The 22430-nt window shown below is 70.8% G+C and carries 23 protein-coding genes and 2 tRNA genes; 8 read left to right on the top strand and 17 right to left on the bottom strand.

Going from position 1 to position 22430, the window contains the following annotated elements; translation table 11 throughout:
• Window positions 1–27: 27 nt before the first annotated feature.
• From Afe05nite_RS04545 to Afe05nite_RS04535, 3 genes are read right to left on the bottom strand one after another with little or no spacing between them, the layout of a single operon-like run.
• On the bottom strand, window positions 28–1128 hold the full coding sequence (locus Afe05nite_RS04545) for a cystathionine gamma-lyase (protein WP_203815687.1): 1101 nt from the start codon (window positions 1126–1128) through the stop codon (window positions 28–30).
• Window positions 1125–2123 (bottom strand): NAD(P)H-dependent glycerol-3-phosphate dehydrogenase, encoded by a 999-nt coding sequence (locus tag Afe05nite_RS04540; protein ID WP_438867574.1) that lies wholly within the window; start codon window positions 2121–2123, stop codon window positions 1125–1127. Before Afe05nite_RS04540 ends, Afe05nite_RS04545 begins: the two co-directional genes overlap by 4 nt.
• Window positions 2120–2851: a lysophospholipid acyltransferase family protein gene (locus tag Afe05nite_RS04535; RefSeq protein WP_203815685.1), complete on the bottom strand. Its 732-nt coding sequence runs from the start codon at window positions 2849–2851 to the stop codon at window positions 2120–2122. Before Afe05nite_RS04535 ends, Afe05nite_RS04540 begins: the two co-directional genes overlap by 4 nt.
• Window positions 2852–2976: 125 nt before the next feature.
• On the opposite strand from Afe05nite_RS04535, the gene cofC reads away from it, so the two are divergent.
• From cofC to Afe05nite_RS04515, 4 genes are read left to right on the top strand one after another with little or no spacing between them, the layout of a single operon-like run.
• Window positions 2977–3621 (top strand): 2-phospho-L-lactate guanylyltransferase, encoded by a 645-nt coding sequence (gene cofC / locus Afe05nite_RS04530; protein ID WP_203815684.1) that lies wholly within the window; start codon window positions 2977–2979, stop codon window positions 3619–3621.
• Between the two features lie 19 nt (window positions 3622–3640).
• Window positions 3641–3838 carry a cold-shock protein gene (locus tag Afe05nite_RS04525; RefSeq protein WP_203815683.1) on the top strand — a complete coding sequence of 66 codons (198 nt, stop codon included), beginning with the start codon at window positions 3641–3643 and terminating at the stop codon, window positions 3836–3838.
• A gap of 55 nt (window positions 3839–3893) precedes the next feature.
• On the top strand, window positions 3894–6140 hold the full coding sequence (locus tag Afe05nite_RS04520; protein ID WP_203815682.1) for an RNA degradosome polyphosphate kinase: 2247 nt from the start codon (window positions 3894–3896) through the stop codon (window positions 6138–6140).
• Window positions 6140–7021 (top strand): NUDIX hydrolase, encoded by an 882-nt coding sequence (locus Afe05nite_RS04515; protein ID WP_203815681.1) that lies wholly within the window; start codon window positions 6140–6142, stop codon window positions 7019–7021. Before Afe05nite_RS04520 ends, Afe05nite_RS04515 begins: the two co-directional genes overlap by 1 nt.
• Here Afe05nite_RS04515 and Afe05nite_RS04510 read toward each other — a convergent pair.
• From Afe05nite_RS04510 to leuC, 4 genes are all read right to left on the bottom strand, one after another.
• Window positions 6978–7412, bottom strand: a complete 435-nt coding sequence (locus tag Afe05nite_RS04510) for a hypothetical protein (protein WP_203815680.1) — start codon at window positions 7410–7412, stop codon at window positions 6978–6980. The genes Afe05nite_RS04515 and Afe05nite_RS04510 overlap by 44 nt on opposite strands.
• A 96-nt stretch (window positions 7413–7508) precedes the next feature.
• A complete protein-coding gene (locus Afe05nite_RS04505; protein ID WP_203815679.1) occupies window positions 7509–8342 on the bottom strand; it encodes an HU family DNA-binding protein in 834 nt (277 codons plus the stop codon).
• A 175-nt stretch (window positions 8343–8517) separates the two neighbouring features.
• Complete coding sequence (leuD, locus tag Afe05nite_RS04500) at window positions 8518–9105, bottom strand: 3-isopropylmalate dehydratase small subunit (protein ID WP_203815678.1); 588 nt, start codon at window positions 9103–9105, stop codon at window positions 8518–8520.
• A 13-nt stretch (window positions 9106–9118) separates the two neighbouring features.
• Entirely contained in the window at window positions 9119–10558 is a 1440-nt protein-coding gene (gene leuC / locus Afe05nite_RS04495; RefSeq protein WP_203815677.1) for a 3-isopropylmalate dehydratase large subunit, read from the bottom strand.
• A 49-nt stretch (window positions 10559–10607) separates the two neighbouring features.
• Here leuC and Afe05nite_RS04490 point away from each other — a divergent pair, with 49 nt between their 5' ends.
• Window positions 10608–11294: an IclR family transcriptional regulator gene (locus tag Afe05nite_RS04490; protein WP_203815676.1), complete on the top strand. Its 687-nt coding sequence runs from the start codon at window positions 10608–10610 to the stop codon at window positions 11292–11294.
• A gap of 542 nt (window positions 11295–11836) precedes the next feature.
• On the opposite strand, the gene Afe05nite_RS04485 is transcribed toward Afe05nite_RS04490, so the two are convergent.
• The 4 genes from Afe05nite_RS04485 to Afe05nite_RS04470 all read right to left on the bottom strand — a co-directional run bounded on the left by Afe05nite_RS04485 (window position 11837) and on the right by Afe05nite_RS04470 (window position 13547).
• Window positions 11837–11909 (bottom strand) — tRNA-Glu (locus Afe05nite_RS04485).
• Between the two features lie 92 nt (window positions 11910–12001).
• Window positions 12002–12073: transfer RNA gene (locus tag Afe05nite_RS04480), tRNA-Gln, on the bottom strand.
• Window positions 12074–12136: 63 nt separating this feature from the next.
• Window positions 12137–12946 carry an NAD(P)H-binding protein gene (locus Afe05nite_RS04475; RefSeq protein ID WP_203815675.1) on the bottom strand — a complete coding sequence of 270 codons (810 nt, stop codon included), beginning with the start codon at window positions 12944–12946 and terminating at the stop codon, window positions 12137–12139.
• A gap of 19 nt (window positions 12947–12965) precedes the next feature.
• Window positions 12966–13547, bottom strand: coding sequence for a hypothetical protein (locus Afe05nite_RS04470; protein WP_203815674.1), 582 nt, complete (start codon window positions 13545–13547; stop codon window positions 12966–12968).
• An 81-nt stretch (window positions 13548–13628) separates the two neighbouring features.
• Between Afe05nite_RS04470 and Afe05nite_RS04465 the strand changes: the two genes are divergently transcribed.
• Window positions 13629–16223, top strand: a complete 2595-nt coding sequence (locus Afe05nite_RS04465; RefSeq protein ID WP_203815673.1) for an ATP-binding protein — start codon at window positions 13629–13631, stop codon at window positions 16221–16223.
• Here the strand turns inward: Afe05nite_RS04465 and Afe05nite_RS04460 are convergent.
• Genes Afe05nite_RS04460 through Afe05nite_RS04445 form a run of 4 tightly spaced genes read right to left on the bottom strand, consistent with a single transcriptional unit; the run spans window position 16212 to window position 19073 of the window.
• Window positions 16212–17006, bottom strand: coding sequence for a fumarylacetoacetate hydrolase family protein (locus Afe05nite_RS04460; RefSeq protein ID WP_203815672.1), 795 nt, complete (start codon window positions 17004–17006; stop codon window positions 16212–16214). The two genes, Afe05nite_RS04465 and Afe05nite_RS04460, sit on opposite strands and share 12 nt — an antisense overlap.
• 36 nt (window positions 17007–17042) lie before the next feature.
• On the bottom strand, window positions 17043–17300 hold the full coding sequence (locus Afe05nite_RS04455; RefSeq protein ID WP_203815671.1) for a helix-turn-helix transcriptional regulator: 258 nt from the start codon (window positions 17298–17300) through the stop codon (window positions 17043–17045).
• 7 nt (window positions 17301–17307) lie between these two features.
• The gene (locus tag Afe05nite_RS04450; protein WP_203815670.1) at window positions 17308–18150 is read right to left on the bottom strand and encodes an ABC transporter permease; all 843 of its coding nucleotides are present in this window, start codon (window positions 18148–18150) and stop codon (window positions 17308–17310) included.
• Entirely contained in the window at window positions 18147–19073 is a 927-nt protein-coding gene (locus Afe05nite_RS04445) for an ABC transporter ATP-binding protein (RefSeq protein ID WP_203815714.1), read from the bottom strand. Before Afe05nite_RS04445 ends, Afe05nite_RS04450 begins: the two co-directional genes overlap by 4 nt.
• Window positions 19074–19129: 56 nt before the next feature.
• Here Afe05nite_RS04445 and Afe05nite_RS04440 point away from each other — a divergent pair, with 56 nt between their 5' ends.
• Window positions 19130–19891 (top strand): alpha/beta fold hydrolase, encoded by a 762-nt coding sequence (locus tag Afe05nite_RS04440; RefSeq protein ID WP_203815669.1) that lies wholly within the window; start codon window positions 19130–19132, stop codon window positions 19889–19891.
• Window positions 19892–19932: 41 nt separating this feature from the next.
• Window positions 19933–20874, top strand: coding sequence for a 3-methyladenine DNA glycosylase (locus Afe05nite_RS04435; protein WP_203815668.1), 942 nt, complete (start codon window positions 19933–19935; stop codon window positions 20872–20874).
• Window positions 20875–21033: 159 nt separating this feature from the next.
• Here the strand turns inward: Afe05nite_RS04435 and Afe05nite_RS04430 are convergent, their stop codons facing one another.
• Window positions 21034–21327: a hypothetical protein gene (locus Afe05nite_RS04430; protein ID WP_203815667.1), complete on the bottom strand. Its 294-nt coding sequence runs from the start codon at window positions 21325–21327 to the stop codon at window positions 21034–21036.
• Between the two features lie 492 nt (window positions 21328–21819).
• The gene (locus Afe05nite_RS04425; protein WP_203815666.1) at window positions 21820–22422 is read right to left on the bottom strand and encodes a hypothetical protein; all 603 of its coding nucleotides are present in this window, start codon (window positions 22420–22422) and stop codon (window positions 21820–21822) included.
• Between the last annotated feature and the right edge of the window lie 8 nt (window positions 22423–22430).

The raw sequence follows: 22430 nt of genomic DNA, 5'->3' as shown, positions 1-22430 counted from the left end.
GCCCGATGTTAACGTCACGGCCCGAGATCAGAGGTCGAGCGCCGCCGCGAGGTCCGCGACCAGGTCGGCCGGGTCCTCGATGCCGCAGGACAGCCGCACGAAGCCGGGCGGGGTGGCGTCGCCCCACTGCGCCCGCCGGTCGGCCGACGTGTGCACGCCGCCGAACGAGGTGGCCGCGAAGACCAGCGACGCCGCGGTGAGGAACCGCGCCACCCGCTCGGCCGAGCCGAGATCGAACGAGACCACGCCGGGAATGCGCCGCATCTGCGCGGCGGCGATCGGGTACGACGGATCAGTCTCGAGCCCCGGCCAGCGCACCCCGGACACGTCGGTCCGGGCCGCCAGCATTGCCGAGACCGCCGCCGCGTTCGCCGTCTGCCGGGCCAGCCGCAGGTCCAGGGTGGCCATCGAGCGGTGGGCCAGCCAGCAGTCGAACGCACCCGGCACCGCGCCGGTCTGCTTGCGCCACGTCTCCACCTTGCCGAGCAGCGCGTCGTCGCCGCTTGCCACATAGCCGAGCAGCACGTCGGAGTGGCCGGTCAGCGCTTTGGTGCCGGAGGCGACCACCACGTCGGCGCCGAGGGCGAGCGGGTTCTGCCCGAGCGGCGTGGCCGTGGTGTTGTCCACCGCCACCAGGGCCCCGGCCTCGTGGGCGAGGGCGGCGACGGCCCGGATGTCGCAGACGTCCAGACCGGGATTGGCGGGCGTCTCGAGCAGCGCCAGGCGCACCCCGGAGAAGTCGGGCCAGGGCCCGGCGGTCGGCACCAGCAGGGTGGAAACGCCGAGCTCCCGGAGGGTTCCCTCGGCGAAGGCCCGGACCGTGAAGTAGCCGTCGGCGGGCAGCGCCACCGTGTCGCCCGGCCGCAGCACCGCGAGCAGCAGCGCGGTGATCGCCGCCTGGCCGCTCGCGAAGGCCAGCGTGGGCGCGCCCTCGAGCTCACCGATCGCCGCCTCCAGGGCCCGGCGGGTCGGGTGCTGGGTGCGGGCGTAGTCGTTCTCGCCGGGGCCGGTGGCCGGGTCGAGATGGAACGGCGCGGCGAACACCGGACCGGGCAGGAACGGCTCACCGACCACCGGTTTGGCGGGGAGTCCGGCGTGCACCACACGAGTTCCGTCCGAGTAACTCACTCCGGCTTGATCTCCCGTCCCATCAACATGCGTACGGCGACCCGCGGGTCACCGCCCTCGTGGCAGACCCGTTCGACCTGCTCGGTGATCGGCATCTCGACGCCGGCCGTACGGGCGAGATCGCGGATCGCCAGGCAGCTCTTGACGCCCTCGGCGGTCTGCCGCGCGGCGGTCTGTGCCTCTTCGAGAGTCTTGCCCATGCCCAGTTGCTCGCCGAAGGTGCGGTTGCGCGACAGTGGCGATGAACACGTCGCGACCAGGTCGCCGAGGCCGGCCAGGCCGGCGAAGGTGAGCGGGTCGGCGCCGAGGGCCACGCCCAGCCGGGCGGTCTCGGCGAGACCGCGGGTGATCAGCGAGGCCCGGGTGTTGTCGCCGAGGCCCATCGCGATCGTCATCCCGTACGCCAGGGCGATGACGTTCTTGACCGCGCCGCCCATCTCGCAGCCGATCACGTCCTCGCTCGTGTACGGACGGATGTAGGGCAGCGCGATGGCCTGCTGGACGGCCCGGCAGCGGTCGGCGTCGGTGCCCGCCACCACCGTCGCGGCGGGCTGCTCGGCGGCGATCTCGGGGGCCAGGTTGGGGCCGGAGACGACCACCACCCGATCGGCGTCGACCTTCGCGGTCTCCACGATGACCTGGCTCATCCGCTTGGTGGTGCCGAGCTCGATCCCCTTCATCAGCGAGATCAGGGTCGAGCCGGGGGCGAAGTGGCCGGCCCACTCGGCGAGGTTGCCGCGCAGCGTCTGGGACGGCACGGCGATGGCGATCAGCGACGAGCCGTCGAGCGCGGCGGCCAGGTCACTGGTGGCGTTGATCTCCTTGGGCAGCTTGATCGAGGGCAGCGCGCCCTCGTTCATGTGCCGCTCGCGGATCTCGGCCGCGACGGTCTCCCGCCGCGCCCAGATGGTCACGTCACTGCCGGCCTCGGCGAGCATCTTGGCGAAGGCGGTGCCCCAGGCGCCGGAGCCGAGCACGGTCGCGCGGCCCATCACGCCTCACCCGCCGCGCCGGCCCGCTTGCCCGGCCTTTCGTAGAGTCCGGCCGGTGGTTCCTCGCCGCGCAGCTCGCCGAGCAGTCGCTGGACCTCGAGCATGATGTGCTCGGTCATCTCGTCGAGGACGGCCCGGCCGGGGGTGGCGCCCGCCCACCGGGTGAGGTCGATCGGCTTTCCGGAGGTGACCGTCACCGGGACGCGGGGCCGGAGGCTGAGCCTGCCGGTACGGGGATCGAAGATGCGCTCGGCGCCCCAGTTGGCCAGCGGGATCACCGGCGCCCCGGTGACCAGGGCCAGCCGGGCGGCGCCGGTCTTGCCGCGCATCGGCCACAGGTCGGGGTCCTTGGTGGTGGTGCCCTCGGGGTAGATCACCACGACACCGCCCTGGTGGAGTGCGTCGATCAGCACGTCGAGCGATTTCACCGCATCCACACTGCCGCGTTCGACCGGGATCTGCTGGACCTTGCGCAGCAACGACCCCATCACCGGCACCCGCCACAGGCTCGCCTTGCCCAGAAAACGCGGCCAGCGGCCGGCACCGTAGATGTAGTGGGCCACCACCAGCGGATCGAAGTGCGACACGTGGTTCGGCACCACGATGATGCCGCCCGACGGCGGGATGTTCTCCATCGCGAGCCACGTCCGCTTGGTCCACACCTTCAGGACCGGGATGCAGAGCACCACCGCCACGAACCGTCGCCAGAATCCCAGCTTGCGCCGAGCCACGGCCCCTCCTGCCCTAGCCACGGCGTGTCCCCACCGCGGTCCCATACCTCGGACGAATCATGCCTGCTCGCGGGCTGCGGTACCAGGCAGGGGCCGGTCCGGTCGCCGCTGGCAGACTTGGCCGCATGGTGCGGGACTGGACGGCTGTGATCCCCGTCAAGCGGCTGAGCGCGGCGAAGAGCCGGCTGCGTGGCGCGGTGCCCCCGGCACGGCACGCCGAGCTGGTGCTGGCCATGGTGCGCGACACGGCCTCGGCGGTGCTGACGGCCGAGGCGGTGGCCGAGCTGATCGTGGTGACCGACGACCCGGAGGCCGCGGCCGCGGTCGGCGAGCTGGGCGCCCGCGTGGTGCCGGACACCCCGGCCGCCGAGTTGAACGCGGCGATGCGGTTCGGCGCCGACGAGGTCGCCGGGCTGACCCGGTTCCGCGCGGTGCTGGCCGGCGACCTGCCGGCGTTGCACCCGGAGCAGCTCGACGAGGCGTTGGGCCGGGCCGAGCGGCGAAGCTTCGTGGCCGACGCGGCCGGCACCGGAACGGTTCTGCTGGCGGCCGGCCCGGGTGAGCCGCTCGACCCGCGTTTCGGTCTCGGCTCGGCGGTGGCGCACGCGGCGTCCGGCGCGCGGGCTCTCGACGGCGCCTGGCCGGGCCTGCGGCAGGACGTCGACACCCCGGCCGACCTGCAGCGGGTGCTCGCCCTGGGCGCCGGTCGGCACACCTGTGACCTGCTGCGTGACCTTGGACTCACGGTGAGCTGCGTCCCGGCCGCCTAGACCCGGTAGCGTGCAACTCATGCAGGGCACGATCGCGACCTTCGACCCCGACACCCGCAGCGGCCGGCTGCTCCTCGACAACGGTGCTGAGCTGGCGTTCGATTCGGTCGCGTTCGATCGGTCGGGTTTACGCCTGCTCCGTCTCGGGCAGCGGGTGGATATCGACACCGATCCGTCGGGGGTTGTGCGCCGGGTCACCATTCCCGGAATCGGTTGAGTTGATCAAGTTGTAGTTCGTTTCACGTTTCCCTGGAAACCGCGATGATGGACCGATGCAAACCCCGCCCCGGATCCCCGAAACCCGCCGGCGCGGCCCGAACGGCCGCTTTCTCCCCCTGGGCGAGGATGCAGTTCCTGCTCCGGCCGGCCCGACCGACTTGGAGCAGATCGTGCCGGAACTGACCGAGGACAAGCCGGTGGAGGCGACGCCTTTCGAGTCGGAGAGCGCTCCCGAGCTGCCCGAGGATCGCTTCCTCAACCGTGAGCTGTCCTGGCTCGACTTCAACGCGCGGGTGCTCGCGCTGGCCGAGGACCCGGGCACCCCGCTGCTGGAGCGGGCCAAGTTCCTGGCCATCTTCGCCAGCAACCTCGACGAGTTCTACATGGTGCGGGTGGCCGGGCTGAAGCGGCGGCTGAGTGCCGGGCTGCCGATGCGGGGCGGCGATCGGATCTCGCTGCGCAGCCAGCTCGAGATGATCAGCCAGCGCGCGGCCGACCTGGTCACCCGGCACGCCGCCTGCTTCGCCGACGAGGTCCGGCCCAAGCTCTCCGCCGAGGGGATCGAGCTGGTCAGCTGGGGCGAGCTGGGGCCGGCCGAGAAGGAGCGCCTGCGTACGTACTTCCGGGAGCAGGTCTTCCCGGTGCTGACACCGCTCGCGGTCGACCCGGCGCACCCGTTCCCGTACATCTCGAGCCGGTCCTTGAACTTGGCCGTCGTCCTGCGTGAGCCGGACGGCGGCGCGTCCGAGCTGTTCGCCCGGATCAAGGTGCCGAACAATGTGCCGCGTTTCGTGGTCGTGCAGAACGACAGCCGCGGGGTGCGTTTCCTGCCCGTCGAGGAACTCATCGCGGTCCACCTCGACCAGCTGTTCTCCGGCATGCAGATCCAGGAATGGCACCTGTTCCGGGTGACTCGCAACGCCGAACTCGAGGTCGACGAGGACCGCGACGAGGACCTGCTCCAGGCGCTCGAGCGGGAGCTGGCCCAGCGCCGGCTCGGCCCGCCGGTCCGCCTCGAGGTGGCCGCGTCGATCAGCGACCACGTCCTCGACACCCTGGTCCGCGAGCTCGACATGGACAGCCAGGGCGTGCTTCGGGTGCCCGGCCTGCTCGACCTGTCCTCGCTCTGGCAGGTGTTCGGCGAGTGCGACCGCGACGACCTCAAGGACCGGCCGTTCGTGCCGTCCACCCACCCGCAGCTCGCCGACGGCGAGGTCCCGCGCAGCGTCTTCAACCGGCTGCGGGAGAGCGACATCCTGGTCCACCACCCCTACCACTCGTTCTCGACGAGCGTCCAGCGCTTCATCGAGCAGGCCGCGGCCGACCCCAACGTGCTGGCCATCAAGCAGACGCTCTACCGCACCTCAGGTGACTCGCCGATCGTCGACGCGTTGGTGGACGCGGCCGCCGCGGGCAAGCAGGTGGTGGTGCTGGTCGAGGTGAAGGCCCGGTTCGACGAGGTGGCCAACATCGCCTGGGCCCGCACTCTGGAGCGCGCCGGCTGCCACGTCGTCTACGGCCTGGTCGGTCTCAAGACCCACTGCAAAACCGCTCTGGTGGTACGGCAGGAGGGCAACCAGATCCGGCGGTACTGCCACATCGGCACCGGCAACTACCACCCGAAGACCGCCCGGCTCTACGAGGACTTCGGCATGCTGACCGCCGACCCCGAGGTCGGTGCCGACGTCACCGATCTGTTCAACGTGCTCACCGGCTACAGCCGGCAGCGTTCCTTCCGCCGCCTGCTGGTGGCGCCGCACGGCGTGCGCTCCGGCCTGATCGACCGCATCCGGCGGCAGGCCGAGATCGCCCGGGCCGGCGGCGAGGCCCTGGTGCAGTTCAAAGTCAACTCGCTGGTCGACGAGGAGACGATCGACGCGCTCTACCGCGCCTCGCAGGACGGCGTACGGATCGACCTGATCATCCGGGGCATGTGCGCGCTGCGACCGGGCGTGCCGGGGCTGTCCGACAACATCCGGGTGCGCTCGATCGTCGGCCGGTTCCTGGAGCACTCGCGGGTGTTCCGGTTCGGCCCCGGCGACGACGCGGAATACTGGATCGGTTCGGCCGACCTGATGCACCGCAACCTGGACCGCCGGGTCGAGGCGCTGGTGCGGGTCACCCTGCCGTCGGCCCAGCGCGATCTGCGGCACGTCCTCGAACTGTCGATGAGCGACGAGAGCGAGGGCTGGGACCTGGCCGGCGACGGCACCTGGCACCGCCGCCCGTACGGTCCCGGCGAAGCCCACATCCACCTGCAGGAAGCCCTCCTGCGACGAGTAACCGGTAAAGCAGCCTGATGACACATGCGGTACAGGCCGCCGGCGGTGTTCTGCACCGCCGCGACGGCGACGGCACCATCGAGGTCTGCCTCGTGCACCGGCCTCGTTACGACGACTGGGCGCTGCCCAAGGGCAAACTCGACGACGACGAGCACCCGCTGGCCGGCGCCGTGCGCGAGGTGGCCGAGGAGACCGGCTGGACGGGCGTGCCCGAGTTGCGGCTGCCCACCGTCGACTACGAGTTGCCGGACGGCCGGCCCAAGACGGTCGACTACTGGCTGATGCGGGCCACCGACGGCGGCCCCGTGCAGGACACCGACGAGGTCGACGAGCTGGCCTGGCTGCCGCCGGCCCAGGCGGCCGAACGGGTCAGCTACGCCGACGAGCGGCGCATCCTGGAACACGTGGCCGGGCTGCCGCCGATCACCGCGGTGGCCGGTCTGGTGCGGCACGCGCACGCCGGTGAGCGCAAGGCCTGGAAGGGCAACGACGCGTTGCGCCCGATCGACGAGCAGGGCCGGGCGGACGCCGAGCGGATGGCCGTGGTGCTGGCCCTGTTGAAGCCGGAACGGCTCATCACGGCCACCCCGCTGCGTTGCAAGCAGACCCTCGAACCGCTGTCCGCGCGACTGGGCGGCCTGCCGATCGTGCAGGACGGCGCGTTCGCCGAGCCGGCCGACGCCGACGACGCGCCCGCCAAGGCGAAGGTGGGCGCACAGCGGATGCTCGAGCTGCGTCCCGGTGGCGTGCCGGTCATCTGCTCGCAGGGCAAGGTGATGCCGGCGATGCTGGCCGCCCTGCACGACGAGTCCGACCCGGCGCCCTACAAGACGGCGAAGGGCGCGGCCTGGTTGCTCACCTGGTCCGGGGACCGGCTGTTGGACGCGTCCCGGCTGTGACCGGACGGCGGGCGGGCAGCTGGTCCGCCCGCCACAGGCCGAGCTGGCCGCCGGTGAGCCAGCGGGCCCGGGAAAGCTCGTCCGGGCGCGGTTCCCAGTCCCGGAACGGCAGATAGGCCACCCGCCAGCTGAGCACACAGGTGAGATAGAAGCCGTACAACGGGATCGCGCCCAGCCAGCCGTCACGCGCGCGGTAGGACACCCACGGCGCCAGTACGCGTACGGCCAGGCCGCACCAGGCGCTCGTGACCAGCCAGTCGAGCAGCCCGTTGCCGGTCCATTCCTCGCAGAGGTCGCCGAGCGTCCACCCGGGCACGACGGCGACCGCGAACAGCACCGCGGCGATCAGCGACCGGCTGACGAGCCCCCGGGGCATCGCTCTGCGCTCCATGCCCCGGACGGTAGGCCTCAGCGGCGTTTCCGCGCCGGAACACACGAAAGGCGTCCACCGTACGGGTGGACGCCTCACGCGGCGTTCAGAAGCGCGTCAGCGGGTCTTGCGAGTGGCCGAAGTGGCCCGGGAACGGGCCGGGGTGCTGGCGGCCGCCGACGTGGTCTTACGGGCGGAGGTCTTCTTGGCCGCCGCCGTCTTGGTCGCTGGCGCCGCCTTCTTGGCCGGTGCCGCCTTGGTCGCCGCCGCGGTCGTCTTGGCCGCGGTGGCCTTGGTGGCGGTGTTCGCCTTCTTGGCCGGTGCCGCCTTGGTGGCCGCGGCCGGGGTCGCCGCGGTCTTCTTGGCCGCGGTGGCCTTGCTGGCGGTGGTCGCCTTGGTGGCGGTGGCCGTCTTCTTGGCCGGTGCCGCCTTGGTCGCCGCGGTCTTCTTGGCCGCGGTGGCCTTGGTGGCGGTGGTGGCCTTGGTGGCCGTCGCCTTCGCCGCCGTCGCCTTGGTGGCCGCCGACTTGGCCGGCGCCGCCTTGGTGGCGGTCGCCTTCGACGGCGCTGCCTTGGTGGCCGCCGTCTTGGTGGCCGCCTTGGCCGGAGCCGCCTTGGTGGCGGTCGTGGCCTTGGCCGCGGTCGTCTTCTTCGCGGGGGCGGCCGCCTTGGCGGCCTTTCCGCTCGCGACCATCTCCCGGAAAGCGGTACCGGGCCGGAACGCGGGCACCGATGTTTTCTTCACTTTCACCGCTTCGCCGGTCCTCGGATTACGAGCGGTACGCGCATTACGCACGCGCTTCTCGAAGGAGCCGAAGCCGGTGATCGCGACCTTGTCGCCCTTGGTGACGGCGTTTTCGACCTCGGCGATGACTGCGTCGAGCGCGGCCGTCGCAGTCTTACGGTCTCCGAGTCGGGCGGCGAGCGCCTCGATGAGCTCGGCCTTGTTCACGGTTTCCTCCCGAACGAAACAACTGGCCCAATGCGAGCCATTCTGCGCGCACCGTATGCCCTCTGACCAGCAGACACAAACATTCGGTCGAAAAAAACCCTTGTGTTGCAACGAATTCGCCCCCACCGGTGATCCGATGGGGGCGAAATTCCGTGTACTGACAGCCTTTTCGCCCTCAGGCGACGGCCGGCTTGAAAGTGGGCCGACGCTTCTCGAACTCGGTGATCGAGTCGGCGTGCCGCAGCGTCAGTCCGATGTCGTCGAGGCCTTCCATCAGGCGCCACCGGCTGAAATCGTCGATCGGGAACGACCAGGAAGCGTCGTCCACGCGCACCTGACGGGCCGCCAGGTCCACCGTGATCTGCTTCTCCGGCTCGCTGTCGGCCACCTCCCAGAGGGCCTCGATGGCTTTCTGGTCGAGCTGGACCGGCAGCAGTCCCTCTTTCAAGGCGTTACCGCGGAAGATGTCGCCGAAGCGGGAGGCGATGACCACCTTGAAGCCCCAGTCGCGCAACGCCCAAACCGCGTGCTGGCGCGACGATCCGGTGCCGAAGTTGGGGCCGGCGACCAGGATCGTGGCGCCGGCGTGCGCCGGATTGTTGAGCACGAACGAGGCGTCGTCGCGCCAGGCGCTGAACAGACCGTCCTCGAAGCCGGTGCGGGTCACGCGCTTGAGATAGACCGCCGGAATGATCTGGTCGGTGTCCACATCGGAGCGGCGCAGCGGCATGACCTTGCCGCTGTGGGTCACGAACTTGTCCATCGGGAAACTCCTGTCACAGGTCCGCGGGCGCGGCGAGGCGGCCCACGACGGCGGTAGCGGCGGCCACCTGCGGGGAGACCAGGTGGGTACGCCCGCCCTTGCCCTGCCGGCCCTCGAAGTTGCGGTTTGAGGTGGAGGCGGCGCGCTGGCCGGGGCTGAGCGTGTCGGGGTTCATGCCCAGACACATGGAACAGCCGGCGAACCGCCACTCGGCACCCGCCTCGGTGAAGACCTTGTCGAGGCCCTCGGCCTCGGCCGCCTCGCGCACCTGGTAGGAACCCGGCACGATCATCATGCGGACGTTGTCGTGCACCTTGTGGCCGCGCAGCACGTCGGCGGCGGCCCGCAGGTCTTCCAGGCGACCGTTGGTGCAGGACCCGACGAAGACCACGTCGACCGGAACCTCGCGGAACGGGGTGCCGGGCGTCAGGTCCATGTATTCCAGGGCCCGCCGGGCCGCGCCGCGGTCGGTCTCCTCGATGAACTCGTCGGGGTCGGGCACGACGCCGTCGAGGGCCGCGCCCTGGCCCGGGTTGGTGCCCCAGGTGATGAACGGGCTGACCGCCGAGGCATCCAGGATGATCTCGGTGTCGAACTCGGCGCCCTCGTCGGTGGGGAGGGTCTTCCAGTAAGCCACGGCCTCGTCCCACGCCTCGCCCTTGGGCGCGTGCTCGCGGCCCTCCAGGTAGGCGAACGTGGTCTCGTCGGGCGCGATCATCCCGGCCTTGGCACCCCACTCGATGCTCATGTTGCAGATGGTCATCCGGCCCTCCATGGAGAGCTTGCGGATGGCCTCGCCGCGGTATTCGACGATGTGGCCGTTGCCGCCGCCGGTGCCGGTCTGCGTGATGAGCGCGAGGATCAGGTCCTTGGCGCTGACGCCGGGCTGCAGCTCGCCGACCACGGTCACGGCCATCGTCTTCGGCTTGGCCTGCGGCAGGGTCTGGGTCGCGAGCACGTGCTCGACCTCGCTGGTGCCGATGCCGAAGGCCAGCGCGCCGAACGCGCCGTGGGTGGCGGTGTGCGAGTCTCCGCACACGATGGTCAGGCCGGGCTGGGTCAGGCCCAGCTGCGGGCCGATGACGTGCACGATGCCCTGGTTGACGTCGCCGAGGGGGCGGATCTGCACACCGAACTCGGCGCAGTTCTTGCGCAGGGTCTCGATCTGCGTGCGGGACACGGTGTCGACGATCGTGAAGAGCTCGCCGCGCTTGGTGTTGAACGAGGGGTCGTCATACCCGGTCGGGGTGTTGTGATCCTCGGTCGCGAGAGTGAGGTCGGTGCGGCGCACCGGGCGGCCGGCCAGCCGCAGGCCGTCGAAGGCCTGCGGGCTCGTCACCTCGTGCAACAGATGCAGGTCGATGAACAGCAGATCGGGCTCGCCCTCGGCGGAACGGACGACGTGGTCGTCCCACACCTTCTCCGCCAAGGTCCTCGGCGTGACTCCCACCATCTGGACATCCTAAAGTCTGGGAGGTATGTTTCGGTCTGTGGGACACAGTATGAGCGGTGTCGGCGTTCTCGACAAGGCGGTCGTCATTCTCGCGGCGTGTGTTGACGGCGCGAGCCTGGCCGAGTTGGTCGATCGCACGAAACTGCCGCGCGCAACCGCACATCGCCTGGCCCAGGCCTTGGAGATTCACCGGATGCTGGTCCGGGACACCCAGGGACGCTGGCGCCCAGGCCCCCGTCTGGGCGAGCTGGCGAACGCCGCACCGGACGTTCTGCTGACCGCCGCCGAGCCCCTGATTTCCGCATTGCGGGACGCCACCGGGGAAAGTGCACAGCTTTACTTGCGTCGTGCCGACGAACGTATATGCGTCGCCGCGGCCGAGCGCGCGAGCGGTCTGCGGGACACCGTGCCGGTCGGGTCGGTGCTGCCGATGACAGCCGGTTCGGCCGCTCAGATCCTGCTTGCCTGGGAGCCGCCGGAGGCAGTCATGCCGCTGCTGCCCCGCTGCAAGTTCACCGGCCGCACACTCGCCGAGGTGCGCCGGCGCGGCTGGGCGCAGAGCGTCGCCGAGCGCGAGGCCGGCGTGGCAAGCGTCTCCGCCCCGATCCGCGACCGCACCGGCCGGGTGATCGCCTCGATCTCGATAAGCGGTCCGATCGAGCGGCTGGGCCGCCGTCCCGGCGAACGCCACGCGATGGCCGTGGTGCGCGCGGGTCAGCGTCTTTCCGGGCTGTGACCGCGTAACCGACAGCCCCGCCGCGAGGCGGGGCACAGTGGATGGCGCCGCCAAGTCCGGCACCCACCCTCGGCCCACCCCGGGTGCGCCCCGCACTTCCCCGGCTCATCCACCGTGGTCTGTATCCAGGCGACACGGCGCTCCCCGAGGCTTGCCGGCGCACCCAACCGCCTCGACCCAGACCCGCAACCTTGCACCCGGCAAGGCGCCTCCGAGCTCACCGCCCACCGGTCCCACAATCGCGAAAGCTCGCAGGCGGCGTTCTAGTTGGTGCGTCGCTCCCGGCCCGGTCCGTGGCCCGACGCGGTCCCAGCCCCCCGGCGAATCCGACAAAGTCGCCACGCCCCACCCGCCCCGCTCGCCCCACCGGCCCCGCTCGCCCCACCGGCCCCGCTCGCCCCACCCGCCACGCTCGCCCATGCGCTCGCCCACCACCCAGCGCAACCTTCACACCGTGGGGGGCTCGGGGGGCTCGGCCCCCCGGCAGAAATACGAAATGAGCCCTGCCAGCGTGGTGTGCTGGCAGGGCTCACCTGCGAATGTAGCCCCGAAGGGATTCGAACCCTCGCTACCGCCTTGAGAGGGCGGCGTCCTAGGCCGCTAGACGACGGGGCCAGGACTTGCTATTTCACTTCCGCTTCCGCGTGAGTGGCGGGCCGAACTCTATCAGAAGTCCAGCTCCACCCTCCTTCGCAGGAGCGGTAGCGCTGGGGTACCAGGACTCGAACCTAGACTAACTGAACCAGAATCAGTCGGGCTGCCAATTACCCCATACCCCATTGGCCCGGTTTCCCGCGCCGAGAAGGAACTCTACCCGACCACCCCGGGCCAACCAAATCGGGTTACGGGTCTTGGAACAGAGAGGCGTTCGCGCGCACCCACGTGAGGAACGTCGTCGCAGGTCGGCCCGCGATTTCGGCGACCGTGGCGACGGCTTGCTGGGGGTGGTCGACGAAGGCCGCCTGGCCGTCCAGGTACCAGGCGGCGTGCTCACCCATGTCTTTCGACAGCTCGGCGATCGCCTCGTCGCGGGGCAACTCGACGTAACGAAGCTCACGGCCGAGCGCCGCACCGATGATCTCCACTTTGCGGCGCCGGGAGAGGCTTTCCGGCCCGGTCAGCTCGAGCGACCGCCCGGCGAGCGAGTTGTCGAGCAGGGCGCGGGCGGCGACCGCGGCGATGTCCTCCTGCGCGATCGGGGCGTTGGCGGCATCGCCGTGCCCATCACGTACCTCGTCGCCGGCCCGGATCTGCCGGCTCCAGATCGCCGAGTTGGCCATGAACTCGCCCGGCTCGAGGTGGGTGAACGGCAGCCCGGATGCCTCGACCGCGTCCTCGATGCCCTGCCAGTGCGCGCCCTTGGGGCCGGCCAGGTCGACGATGCGCCCGATACCGGCCTCTGCGGCCAGCCGGCACGCCTCGGTCGCGGTCGGCAGGTGGGGCGCGAGGTAGAGCACATCCACCCCGGCGTACGCGGCGGGCAGCGTCGACGGCCGCCCGAGGAACCCGCGTGCGACCTCGACCTGGGGCGGCAGGGCGGCCCGCTCCGGGTCGATGGTCAGCGCGCGCACGTCGCCCGCACCGAGGGCCAGCAGTTCGTCCACGACCATCCGGCCGATGTTCGTGGTAGCTCCGGTTACCAGGATCTTCACCTCGAACCCCCTCTTCCGGTCAGGGATTCTTGCAGGTCCAGGTGACGCTGCCGGCCAGCTTGCCGTTGGTCCGGGTTCCATCGGCGTTCTGCACGGACAGCGACGTGAAGTCCCAGTGGCCGCCGCCGTTGCCGTCGACGGTGACGGACGCACCCGAGTCCTCGCCCATGAAGTACAGGTTGCCGTCGAAGCTGACCCCGGGCGGCGAGCCGGCGTCGGTCATCTGGTTGGCCCGGTAGCCGGCCGGGCCGTGGTAGCCCTTGACCATGGCGCCGACGAACACCTGTTTGCCGCTGATCGGGCCGCTGAGAAACTTGGGCAGGACGAAGTACTTGTTGCCGTTGCTGCCGTCCTCGCCGTTGGCGTACTGCTCGCAGCTGGTGTAGTCGACGCCGTTGTTGGTGGCCGCCAGCGCGGTCGTGCTGCCCTTGACCGTCACGTCGCCGGTCACGTCCACAGTGATCTCGATGACCGGCGATCCCGCCACCGGCCCGGTGTCCGCCGCTCCCCCGCCGCCGGCCGCGGCCGTGCCGTCGTTCCCGCACGCCGCCGTCATCGCCAGCAGACAGCCCGCAATCGCGAGCCGAGTCCCCTTGGTCATGCCTTTTCGCCCCCTGCTCTCGCTGTTGTGCGCCCGCTAGCGTGGAGGCGGCCGCCAAACAAACGCTTAAGACGGAGAGCGATGCGCTTCGAGGTGCTGGGCCCGGTGCGGGTGAGGACGGCCGACGGAACCGCCGCGGCCCTGGCTCCCCGGCCGCGTGCCCTGCTGGCGGCGCTGATCGCGGCGGACGGCCGGGTGCTGTCAGCCGAGCGACTGATCGCCGAGTTGTGGCCGGAGGGGGCGCCGCCGACCGCCGGGCCGGCCCTGCAGGTGCACGCGTCCGCGCTGCGCCGGGTCGTCGGCGACCGGCTGCTCTCGACCGCCGCCGGTTACGCCGTGCGCCCCGGCGAGCTGGACGCGGCCGAGTTCGAGGCGAGCGGCGATCTCCGGCTGTGGCGCGGACCGGCGTACGAGGGTGGCGGCACCGGCCCGATCGTCGAGGCGGCCGCGGCCCGGCTCACCGAGTTGCTGTGGTCGGCCCGCCGCGACTGGGCCGACCGCGAGGTGGCCGCCGGGCGCCCGGTGCTGGCCGAGCTGAGCGCCTGGGTGACGACCGATCCGGCGTCCGAGCCACTGGTCGAGCGCCTGATGCTGGGGTTGCACCGGGCCGGGCGCTCGACCGAGGCGCTGGCGGTGTTCGATCGGGCGGTCACGGTGCTCCGGTCGTACGGCATGCAAGCCGGACCGGTTCTCGTGGCTCTGGCCGCGGGAATCCGGCGGCGGGACCCGACGCTGGATCGCCCCGCGCCCCGGCTGCCCGGATCACGCAGCCGGTTCATCGGCCGGCGCGCCGAGCTGGACCGCGCGCACAGGCTGGCCGGCGAGACCCGGCTGCTGACCGTGACCGGCGCGGGTGGCTGCGGAAAGACCCGGTTCGCCTACGAGCTGGCTCGCGAGGTCGCCGCCGAGTACGACACCGTGGTCGTGGTCGAGCTGGCCGGTTACGCGTCGGCCGACGCCACCCGGTTCGCGGCCGCGGCCGGGGTGCGCGACGAGCCCGGCGGCACCCCGATCGAGGCACTGGCCCGGCACCTCGGGGACGGCCGGGCGCTGCTCGTGGTGGACAACTGTGAGCACCTGCGGGCGGCGGCCGCGGCGACGGTGGACGAGCTGATCGGGGCCGTGCCGGGGTTGCGGGTCCTGGCAACGAGCCGGGAACCGCTGGGTGTGACCGGTGAGGCGGTGTGGCCGCTGTCCGGTCTGAGCTCGGCTGATGCGATGCGGTTGTTCGCCGAGCGGGTGAGCGCGGCCCGCGGCGGCAGCGGGCTGCGCGCGGCCGAGCGGGAGCAGGCCGCCGCGCTGTGCCGCCGGCTCGACGGCCTGCCGCTGGCCCTGGAGCTGGCGGCCGCGCGGCTGCGATCGCTGCCGCTCACCGAGGCCCTGGCCCGGCTCGACCTTCTGGTGGGCGCTTCCCCGGTGGAACGCCATCGCACCATGCGGGCGGCCATCGACTGGGGTTACGACCTGCTCGATCCGGCCCAGCGGCGGCTGCTGGACCGGCTCAGCCTCTTCGCCGGCCCGTTCGACCCGGCCGCCGCGACCGCGGTGCACGGGTCCGATGCGCTCGACGCGCTCGCCCGGCTCACCGACCGCTCGATGGTGGAGTGGGACGGTTCGCGTTATCGGTTGACCGAGACGATCCGGGAGTACGCGGCGGAGCGCCTCGGAGCCGGCGATCCCGCCCGGTCCCGCTTCACCGGTCTCTGGCTCGATCGGCTCGCTGCTCCGCCCCCGCCCGACGGCCCCGCGCACACCGCCTGGCTGGCCGAGATGGACGCCGCGCACCCGAGCATCCTGGCCGCGCTGGAGTGGTCCCTGACCGACGGCGCGGAGGACGACGCATTGACGCTGGCCGCCGCCATGTGGTGGTACTGGTGGATCACCGGGCGGATGGCCGAGGGGCGGGGTTGGCTGCGGCACGGGCTCGCCCGGTCGGTGGAGCCGTCGGCCGCCCGGGGGAAGGCGCTGCGGGCGGCGGCCGCGCTGGCCCGCAACAGCGGTGACCTGACCGAGGCGCGGCGGCTGGGCGAGGAGTGCCTGGCGACGTTCCGGCAACTCGACGACCGCGCCGGGGTGCTGGCCGCGCTGAACAATCTGCTGATCACGGCCCAGGGCCAGGGTGACTTCGCCGCGTCGCTGGCGTACGGCCGCGAGGCGCTGGACCGGGCCGAGGCGGCCGACGATGCCCGGATGATCGCGGCCGGGCTGAACAACACCGCCGGGACGCTGCGCTGCCTGGATCGCCTGGACGAGGCCGGGCCGCTGTTCGAGCGGGCCCTCGGGGCGTTCCGGGCGATCGGCGAGAAGCGGGGCGAGGCCGCCGCGTTGGCGAACCTCGGCATCGTGGCCCGCCGCCGGGGTCACGTCGAGGCGGCGGGCGGTTACCTGCGGGAGTCGCTGGCGATCTACACCGGGCTGGGCATCACCGAGGGTCAGCTGGACGCCGTCGAGGGGCTCGCCCAGTTGGCGGAACCGGAGCTGGCGCTGACGCTGCTGGCGGTCGCCGAACGGGAGCGGTCGACCCTCGGTTCGGCGATCTTCACCCCGGATGAGGTACGCGACCGGGACGCTGCCGAGAAGAACGCCCGGCTCGCCCTGACCACCGAGGAGGTGGCCCGGGCGTACCGGGCGGCGAACGACCTCACGTGGGCGGCGGCGGTGGCGCTATTCCAGTGAGACCACCGGGTTGCGCAGTTCGCCGATGCCCTGGATGGAGATCGAGCAGGTGTCGCCGGCGGCGAGTTCGCTGACGCCGGCCGGGGTGCCGGTGAGGATGATGTCGCCGGGCAGCAGGGTCATCACGTGCGACACGTACGACACCAGGGTGGGGATGTCGAACACCATGTCCTTGGTGCGGCCGATCTGGCGCATCTCCATGCTGTCCGGGCCGCGGCCGACCTCGCAGCGGATCTCCACGTCGCTCACGTCGAGGTCGGTGACGATCCACGGGCCGATCGGGCAGAACGAGTCGAAGCCCTTGGCCCGGGTCCACTGCGGGTCACTGCGCTGCAGGTCGCGGGCGGTGACGTCGTTGCCGATGGTGTAGCCGAAGATGGCCGCCTCGGCGCCGGCCCGGTCGACCCGGCGGGCGCCGCTCGCGCCGATCACGACGGCGAGTTCGGCCTCTTCCTCGACCCGCTTCGACTGCGGTGGCAGCCGGATGGCGTCGTTGGGGCCGATCACCGAGGTGGACGGCTTCAGGAAGATCAGCGGTTCTTTGGGCACCTCGTTGCCGAGCTCGGCGGCGTGATCGGCGTAGTTGCGGCCGACTCCGATCACTTTGCTCGCGAAGATCGGGGCGAGCAGCCGGACGTCGGCGAGCGCCCAGCGCTGACCGGTGAACTTGACGTTGGCGAACGGAATCGAGTCGATCTCGGCGATCGTCTGGCCCTCGCCCTCGGCGCCCTCGACGACGCCGAACGAAACTCCACCAGCATGAACAAAGCGGGCGAAACGCACGGAAAAATCCCCATCTCTAGAGGTCTTCCCCGAAATCTACGCCGGTCGGGCCGCGCTGTTCGACTCCGCGCCCAGCCGCGGGAACGGGTCGAGCGAGAAGACCACCTCGACCGGCACCTCGAAGTACGCACAGATCCGCAGCGCCAGGTGCAGGCTCGGGCTGAACTCGCCGCGCTCCAGGTAGCCCACCGTCTGGTAGTGCACCCCCAGGGCGTCGGCGAGCTGCCGCCGCGAGATGCCGCGCTCGGCGCGCAGCATCGCGATCCGGTTGTACGTGACTTCGCTGTTGCCCATTGCTCCCTCAACGACCCATCGTCGCCATCGCCCGCTCCCGGCGCGCCGCGACCGCCGAACCCGACTCCCGGCGGGCCATCCGCCGCAGGACCACCGGCGCCAGCGTGAGGCCGAGGAGCACCCAGACCGCGAGCACACCGAAGGTCTCGAAGTGGCGCCAGGAGTGGGTCAGCTCGACCGCCGCCATCGAGTCGGGCAGGAACACCGAGCGCATGCCCAACCCTAGCCAGTACATCGGGAAGAGCTGCCCGATGGCCTGCACCCAGCCCGGCATGCTGGTGATCGGGTAGAAGATGCCGGAGATCGCGACCAGCCCGAAGATCGGCAGGATCGCCGCCGCCATGTTGCGCGGGTTCTCGAAGATCGAGCCGAGCACCGCACCGATCGGCATGGTGGCCAGGAAGGCCAGCGGGACCAGCCAGACCAGGGTCAGCCAGCCGAGCGGGCCCACGTGCAGACCGTCGACCAGCAACGCCCCGGGAATCAGCTGGAGAAGCAGGCTGACCAGGGTCATCCCGCCGACCGACACGGCTTTGCCGAGCAGATAGCTGCTCATCCCGTTCGGCGTGGCCTTGGCCCGCAGCAGCGTGCCGTCCTCCCGCTCGACCACCAGCTGCTGCGACACCGTCATCAGCCCGCCGAAGGCGAGACCCATGCCCAGCACGCCGGGCAGGGTGCTCGCGCCGAGCGAGAACGACGTGCCCGGCACATCCGCGTCCCGCATGAAGAAGATCGTCCCGAGCAGGATGAGGGCCGGGAAGAGGTACGTCCACAGGTCGACCGGTGTGGTCAGGGTCTGGCGCAGTTCGATCACGCCACGGGACAGGCCGGTGCGCAGGCCGGAGATCATCGCGCGCCTCCCTCGGCGTCGAGCACGAGCTTCATGTAGGTGTCCTCGAGGCTGTTGCGGCGCACCTCGAGGTCGTCGATGTCCTCGCCGTACTGCAGGAAGAGCTGCCGGACGAACCCGGTCGCGTCCTGCGCGGAGTGGATGAACCGCCGGCCGTCGCGGGTCCAGCGGACCTCGGTGAGGCCGGTCACCCGGCGGGACAGCTCGTCGGCCGAGCCGTCCGCGATGATCCGGCCGCCGTTGAGGATCACGATGCGGTCGGCCAGTTTCTCCGCCTCGTCGAGATCGTGGGTGGTCAGCAGGATCGTCGTCTCGTCCACATCGGTCAGCCGGTGCACCAGGTCGTGGAACTCACGGCGGGCGGCCGGGTCGAAGCCGGTCGTCGGCTCGTCGAGGAACAGCAGCTCGGGCCGGCCGACGATGCCGATCGCCACGTCGAGGCGACGGCGCTGACCGCCGGAGAGCCGCATCACCCGCTGGCCCGCCTGCGGGGTGAGGCCCACGACGTCGAGCAGTTCGTCGACCGGCCACGGCTTGCGGATCTCCGCCGTGGAATAGGGCGCGTAATAGGTGCCCAGGTGCTGGAGCAGCTCGCGCACCCGCCACTTGCCGTGGTCGCGCCACGACTGCAGCACCACCCCGAGGCGGGCGCGCCAGCCCTCGCCGCCGGACGCCGGGTCGAGGCCCAGCACACTGACCTGGCCGGCCGACCGCATGCGGAAACCCTCGAGGATCTCGATGGTCGTGGTCTTGCCGGCTCCGTTGGGCCCGAGCAGGGCCAGCACCTCGCCGCGCCGGGCGGTGAAGCTCACCCCATCGAGCACGTCCTTGGTGCCATAACGCATGCGCAGGTCACGGACGTCAATGACCCGCTCGTCGACCGGCAGCACAGCGCCGGCATCGAGCTCCCCCGTCAAAGTCATTCCTCCCATGTCCAGCAGTCTATCAAAGATGTAGTAGGTGTACTACATTTACGCGCATGTCTTCTGTCGATGTAACGACCGTCGGTCAAGGACCCGGGTTGGTCGTCCTGCCCGGCTCGACACGGCGGGCGCGCCACTACGCCGCCCTGGCCGAGGCCCTGTCCGACAGCTACACGGTGCACGTCGTCGAACGGCGCGGTCGGGGGCGCAGCCCCGCGCAGGACGCGGCCTACAGCCTCGACGTCGAGATCTCCGACGCGCTCGAGGTGCTGTCCGAGACCGGATCGCGGCAGATCTTCGGGCACAGCTACGGCGGGTTGATCGCTCTGCACACCGGCCTGCGCACCGACCTCGACCGGGTCATCGCCTACGAGCCGGCGGTCAGCATCGACGGCTCCATGCCGAGCGGCTGGATGCCCCGTTACGAGCGGCTGCTCAGCGAGGGCAAGGACGCCCGCGCGATGATTTGTTTCTTTCACTCGATGGAGTTCCTGCCCGGCGGGCCGCTCGCCACGGCGGTCGCCTGGGCGATGACCCGGTTCACCGCCGAGGGCCGGGCCACCCGTGAGCTGCTGCCGACCGTCCTGGCCGAGTCCGGGGCGACGAAGGCGCTGGACTCCGGCGGCGAGCGCTACGCGGGGATCACCGCCCCGGTTCTGCTGCTCGGTGGCGGGCGCTCCCCCGCGTACCTCAGTCGGATCTTGCCCTTGCTTGTCGAGACGATTCCCGATGCCAAGCTGATCATGACGCCGGAATTCGACCACAATGCACCAGATTTGAGTGCTCCGGCACCCGTGGCGGACCTCATTCGCGCCTAACGGTGATCGTGTTGATCGCGTCGGCTGGATACGCTGATGCGATGGGGATCAAGCAGGTGAGGGCGCTCACCACGACGCTGCCCTCGGTGACTTGGATTCCCCTCGCCAGTGCCCACGCCGAGCGGGCCGACGAGATGACCGCGGGTCACCGCGCGCGTCGGGCCACCGGCGAGAAGCACGCGATCGAGGATTTCCTCTACGACTACTACGGCACCCGGCCCGCCCAACTGCGCCGGTGGCACCCCGGCGTCGGCGCGGGCCTCGCACCGGCCCCCACCGGTCTCGCCGAGCAGGCCGCGTGGAAGTTCTACATGACCTACCCCGACGGTGTGGTCACCCTCGACCAAGCCGCCTTCCTGCAGGCGCGCGGCGAGAGCGTCCGCTACATCCACGGCCTGCTCACCGCGACCGCGTCCCGCCCGGTGTTCTCCGGCTGCTTCGGGCTGCACGAGTGGGCCATGGTCTACCGCGACCCCGACCACCGCCACCCGCTGCCCCTGCGTCTCGGCCAGGCCGAGACCGACCGCGTGGTCGAGCAGAACCCCATCCGGTGTACGCATTTCGATGCGTTCCGCTTCTTCACTCCCGAGGCGGTCGGCCTGAACCGGCTGCAGCCCACCCGGGCCACCCAGGTCGACCTCGACCAGCCCGGCTGCCTGCACGCCGCGATGGACGTGCACAAGTGGGCGCAGAAGCTCGGTCCCGCCGTGCCGGGCGCGCTGGCCCTCGACTGCTTCGCCCTGGCCGGCGACATCCGCCTGCTCGACATGCAGGCCAGCCCCTACGACCTGACCTCCTACGGCCACGACCCGGTGAAGATCGAAACCCCGGAGGGCAAAGCGGAGTACGTCGCTCGTCAGCGCGAGTTCGCCCGCCGGGCGGCCGCGCTGCGGGCGCGGCTGATCCGGGTGTGCGAGGAGTTGCTCGGCCCGGAAGGCGCCGCCCGCAGCCGCGAGGCGGTCGCCCCGTTCAACCACCGGTGAGCCGGCATCGACCCAGGTCTTGGTCAGGCTCGGGTCAATGGTGGCGGCCTGGTCGGGCAGGGCGATCTTTTGCCGGCGTCGACGCCCTGGGTTTGCCGGGGCACTCGCACAGGTCGTGGGTGGCACCTATAACGCCACCAGCCTGTACAAAACGTCCAATCAGACGAACCGCATGTGGGACAGGGCATAGCCCACCAGGACCATGAAGATCAGCGTGAGGAAGATGCCGGTCACGCCGGCCAACAGGATGCCACGCCCGACCGACCGCCACGCCGAACCCGCCGGCCAGGCCTGCAGCACCGCCCCCGCAACCAGCAGGACCAGCGTGCCGACGACGAACGCCTCGGCGTACTGACCGCCGTGCCAGCCCACACCCTCGAACGCCCGGTTCTGGTACGCCGCGACGATCCCGGCCAACGGCACCACCGTCACCACGTACCCGAGGAAAGCCATTCCCCGTCGTCCCGCCGAACCCGCTGCCCCCATGTCCGCCTCCCGAGCCGAACGCTAGCGGCGCCCCGCAAGGGCTCGGCTTCGGACGGCCGGCGGCCGATGTCACTATGTGCAACCAGCCAGCAGTTGGCGACCGAAAAATCGGGAGCGGTACTCAGGAATTCTTGGCCAGAATTGTCATCCAGATGGCCAAAATAACGATGAGCCCGACAGCGGCGATGATGGCGTAATAGGGAACATGCACGAACGGAATGGAAGCGGCCAAAGCTGCGAATATACAGCCGAACGTGATGTTCAATCGGCGAGGTCGCATGCTCTACCTCTTCACATCTCGGTGAATCGCAACGGCGCGAAATCTCTCGCCCGGCAGTCTACCGACAGCGTTCGCACATCGGTCACCTGTGGTCGGAGCGAAGTCCTTCGCCGGTCGCGTACGCGCAAGAGAAAGACCGCGGCCCGCCGTCAGGAGGCAGGCCGCGGTTCCCCTGGTTCTCAGGACTTGCTGAGGCAGTACTGGATCGTGCTCAACGTTCCCGCGCCGGCCTCGAGCAGGCATGCGGCGCACGCGAAGCCGGCCGTGAGCGCACACGCTATGCCGCACGCCACGGAGAGGAGCGTGATGACGGCCCACGGGATACCCATCGAGGCGAGGCAGTTGTTCAGCTTGCTCCAGCTCAGCGACAGGGTCGGGGTTCCACCGGGCGTCCAGTCGGCATAGTCCGAGACGACCTTCGTGGCCGAGTCGGCGACCTTGTCGAGGCGATTGTGGCCGTTGACGTAGAACTGGAGTCGCAGCGCGGTGGACGAGACCGGGCTGAACTTCTGCTCCATGACAGAGGTGACGCGATGGCCGTCGAGGATGAATGCCACCGCGCTCGGGTCGGCCTTGTCCTCGCCTGCCGGCACGCGGACCGCGACACCGCCTTCCTTGGCCTGGATCAGCTCGGCACCGGACCAGGCCAACTCGGCCGGATCGACCGCGACGAGCCGGACCGCCCTCGAGTTGACCTGCGAACGAACGGCCCGAACGAGACCTTCGGCCTGCTTACCGGACGTCCGGGTGGCCGACGCGTTCACCTCGGCGAGATGCTTCACCCCCGCCG

It is taken from the genome of Paractinoplanes ferrugineus (assembly GCF_016862195.1).
Classification (GTDB): domain Bacteria; phylum Actinomycetota; class Actinomycetes; order Mycobacteriales; family Micromonosporaceae; genus Actinoplanes; species Actinoplanes ferrugineus.
The sequence above is the reverse complement of the archived record's forward strand: the minus strand, read 5'-3'. Positions and strand labels throughout refer to the sequence as shown.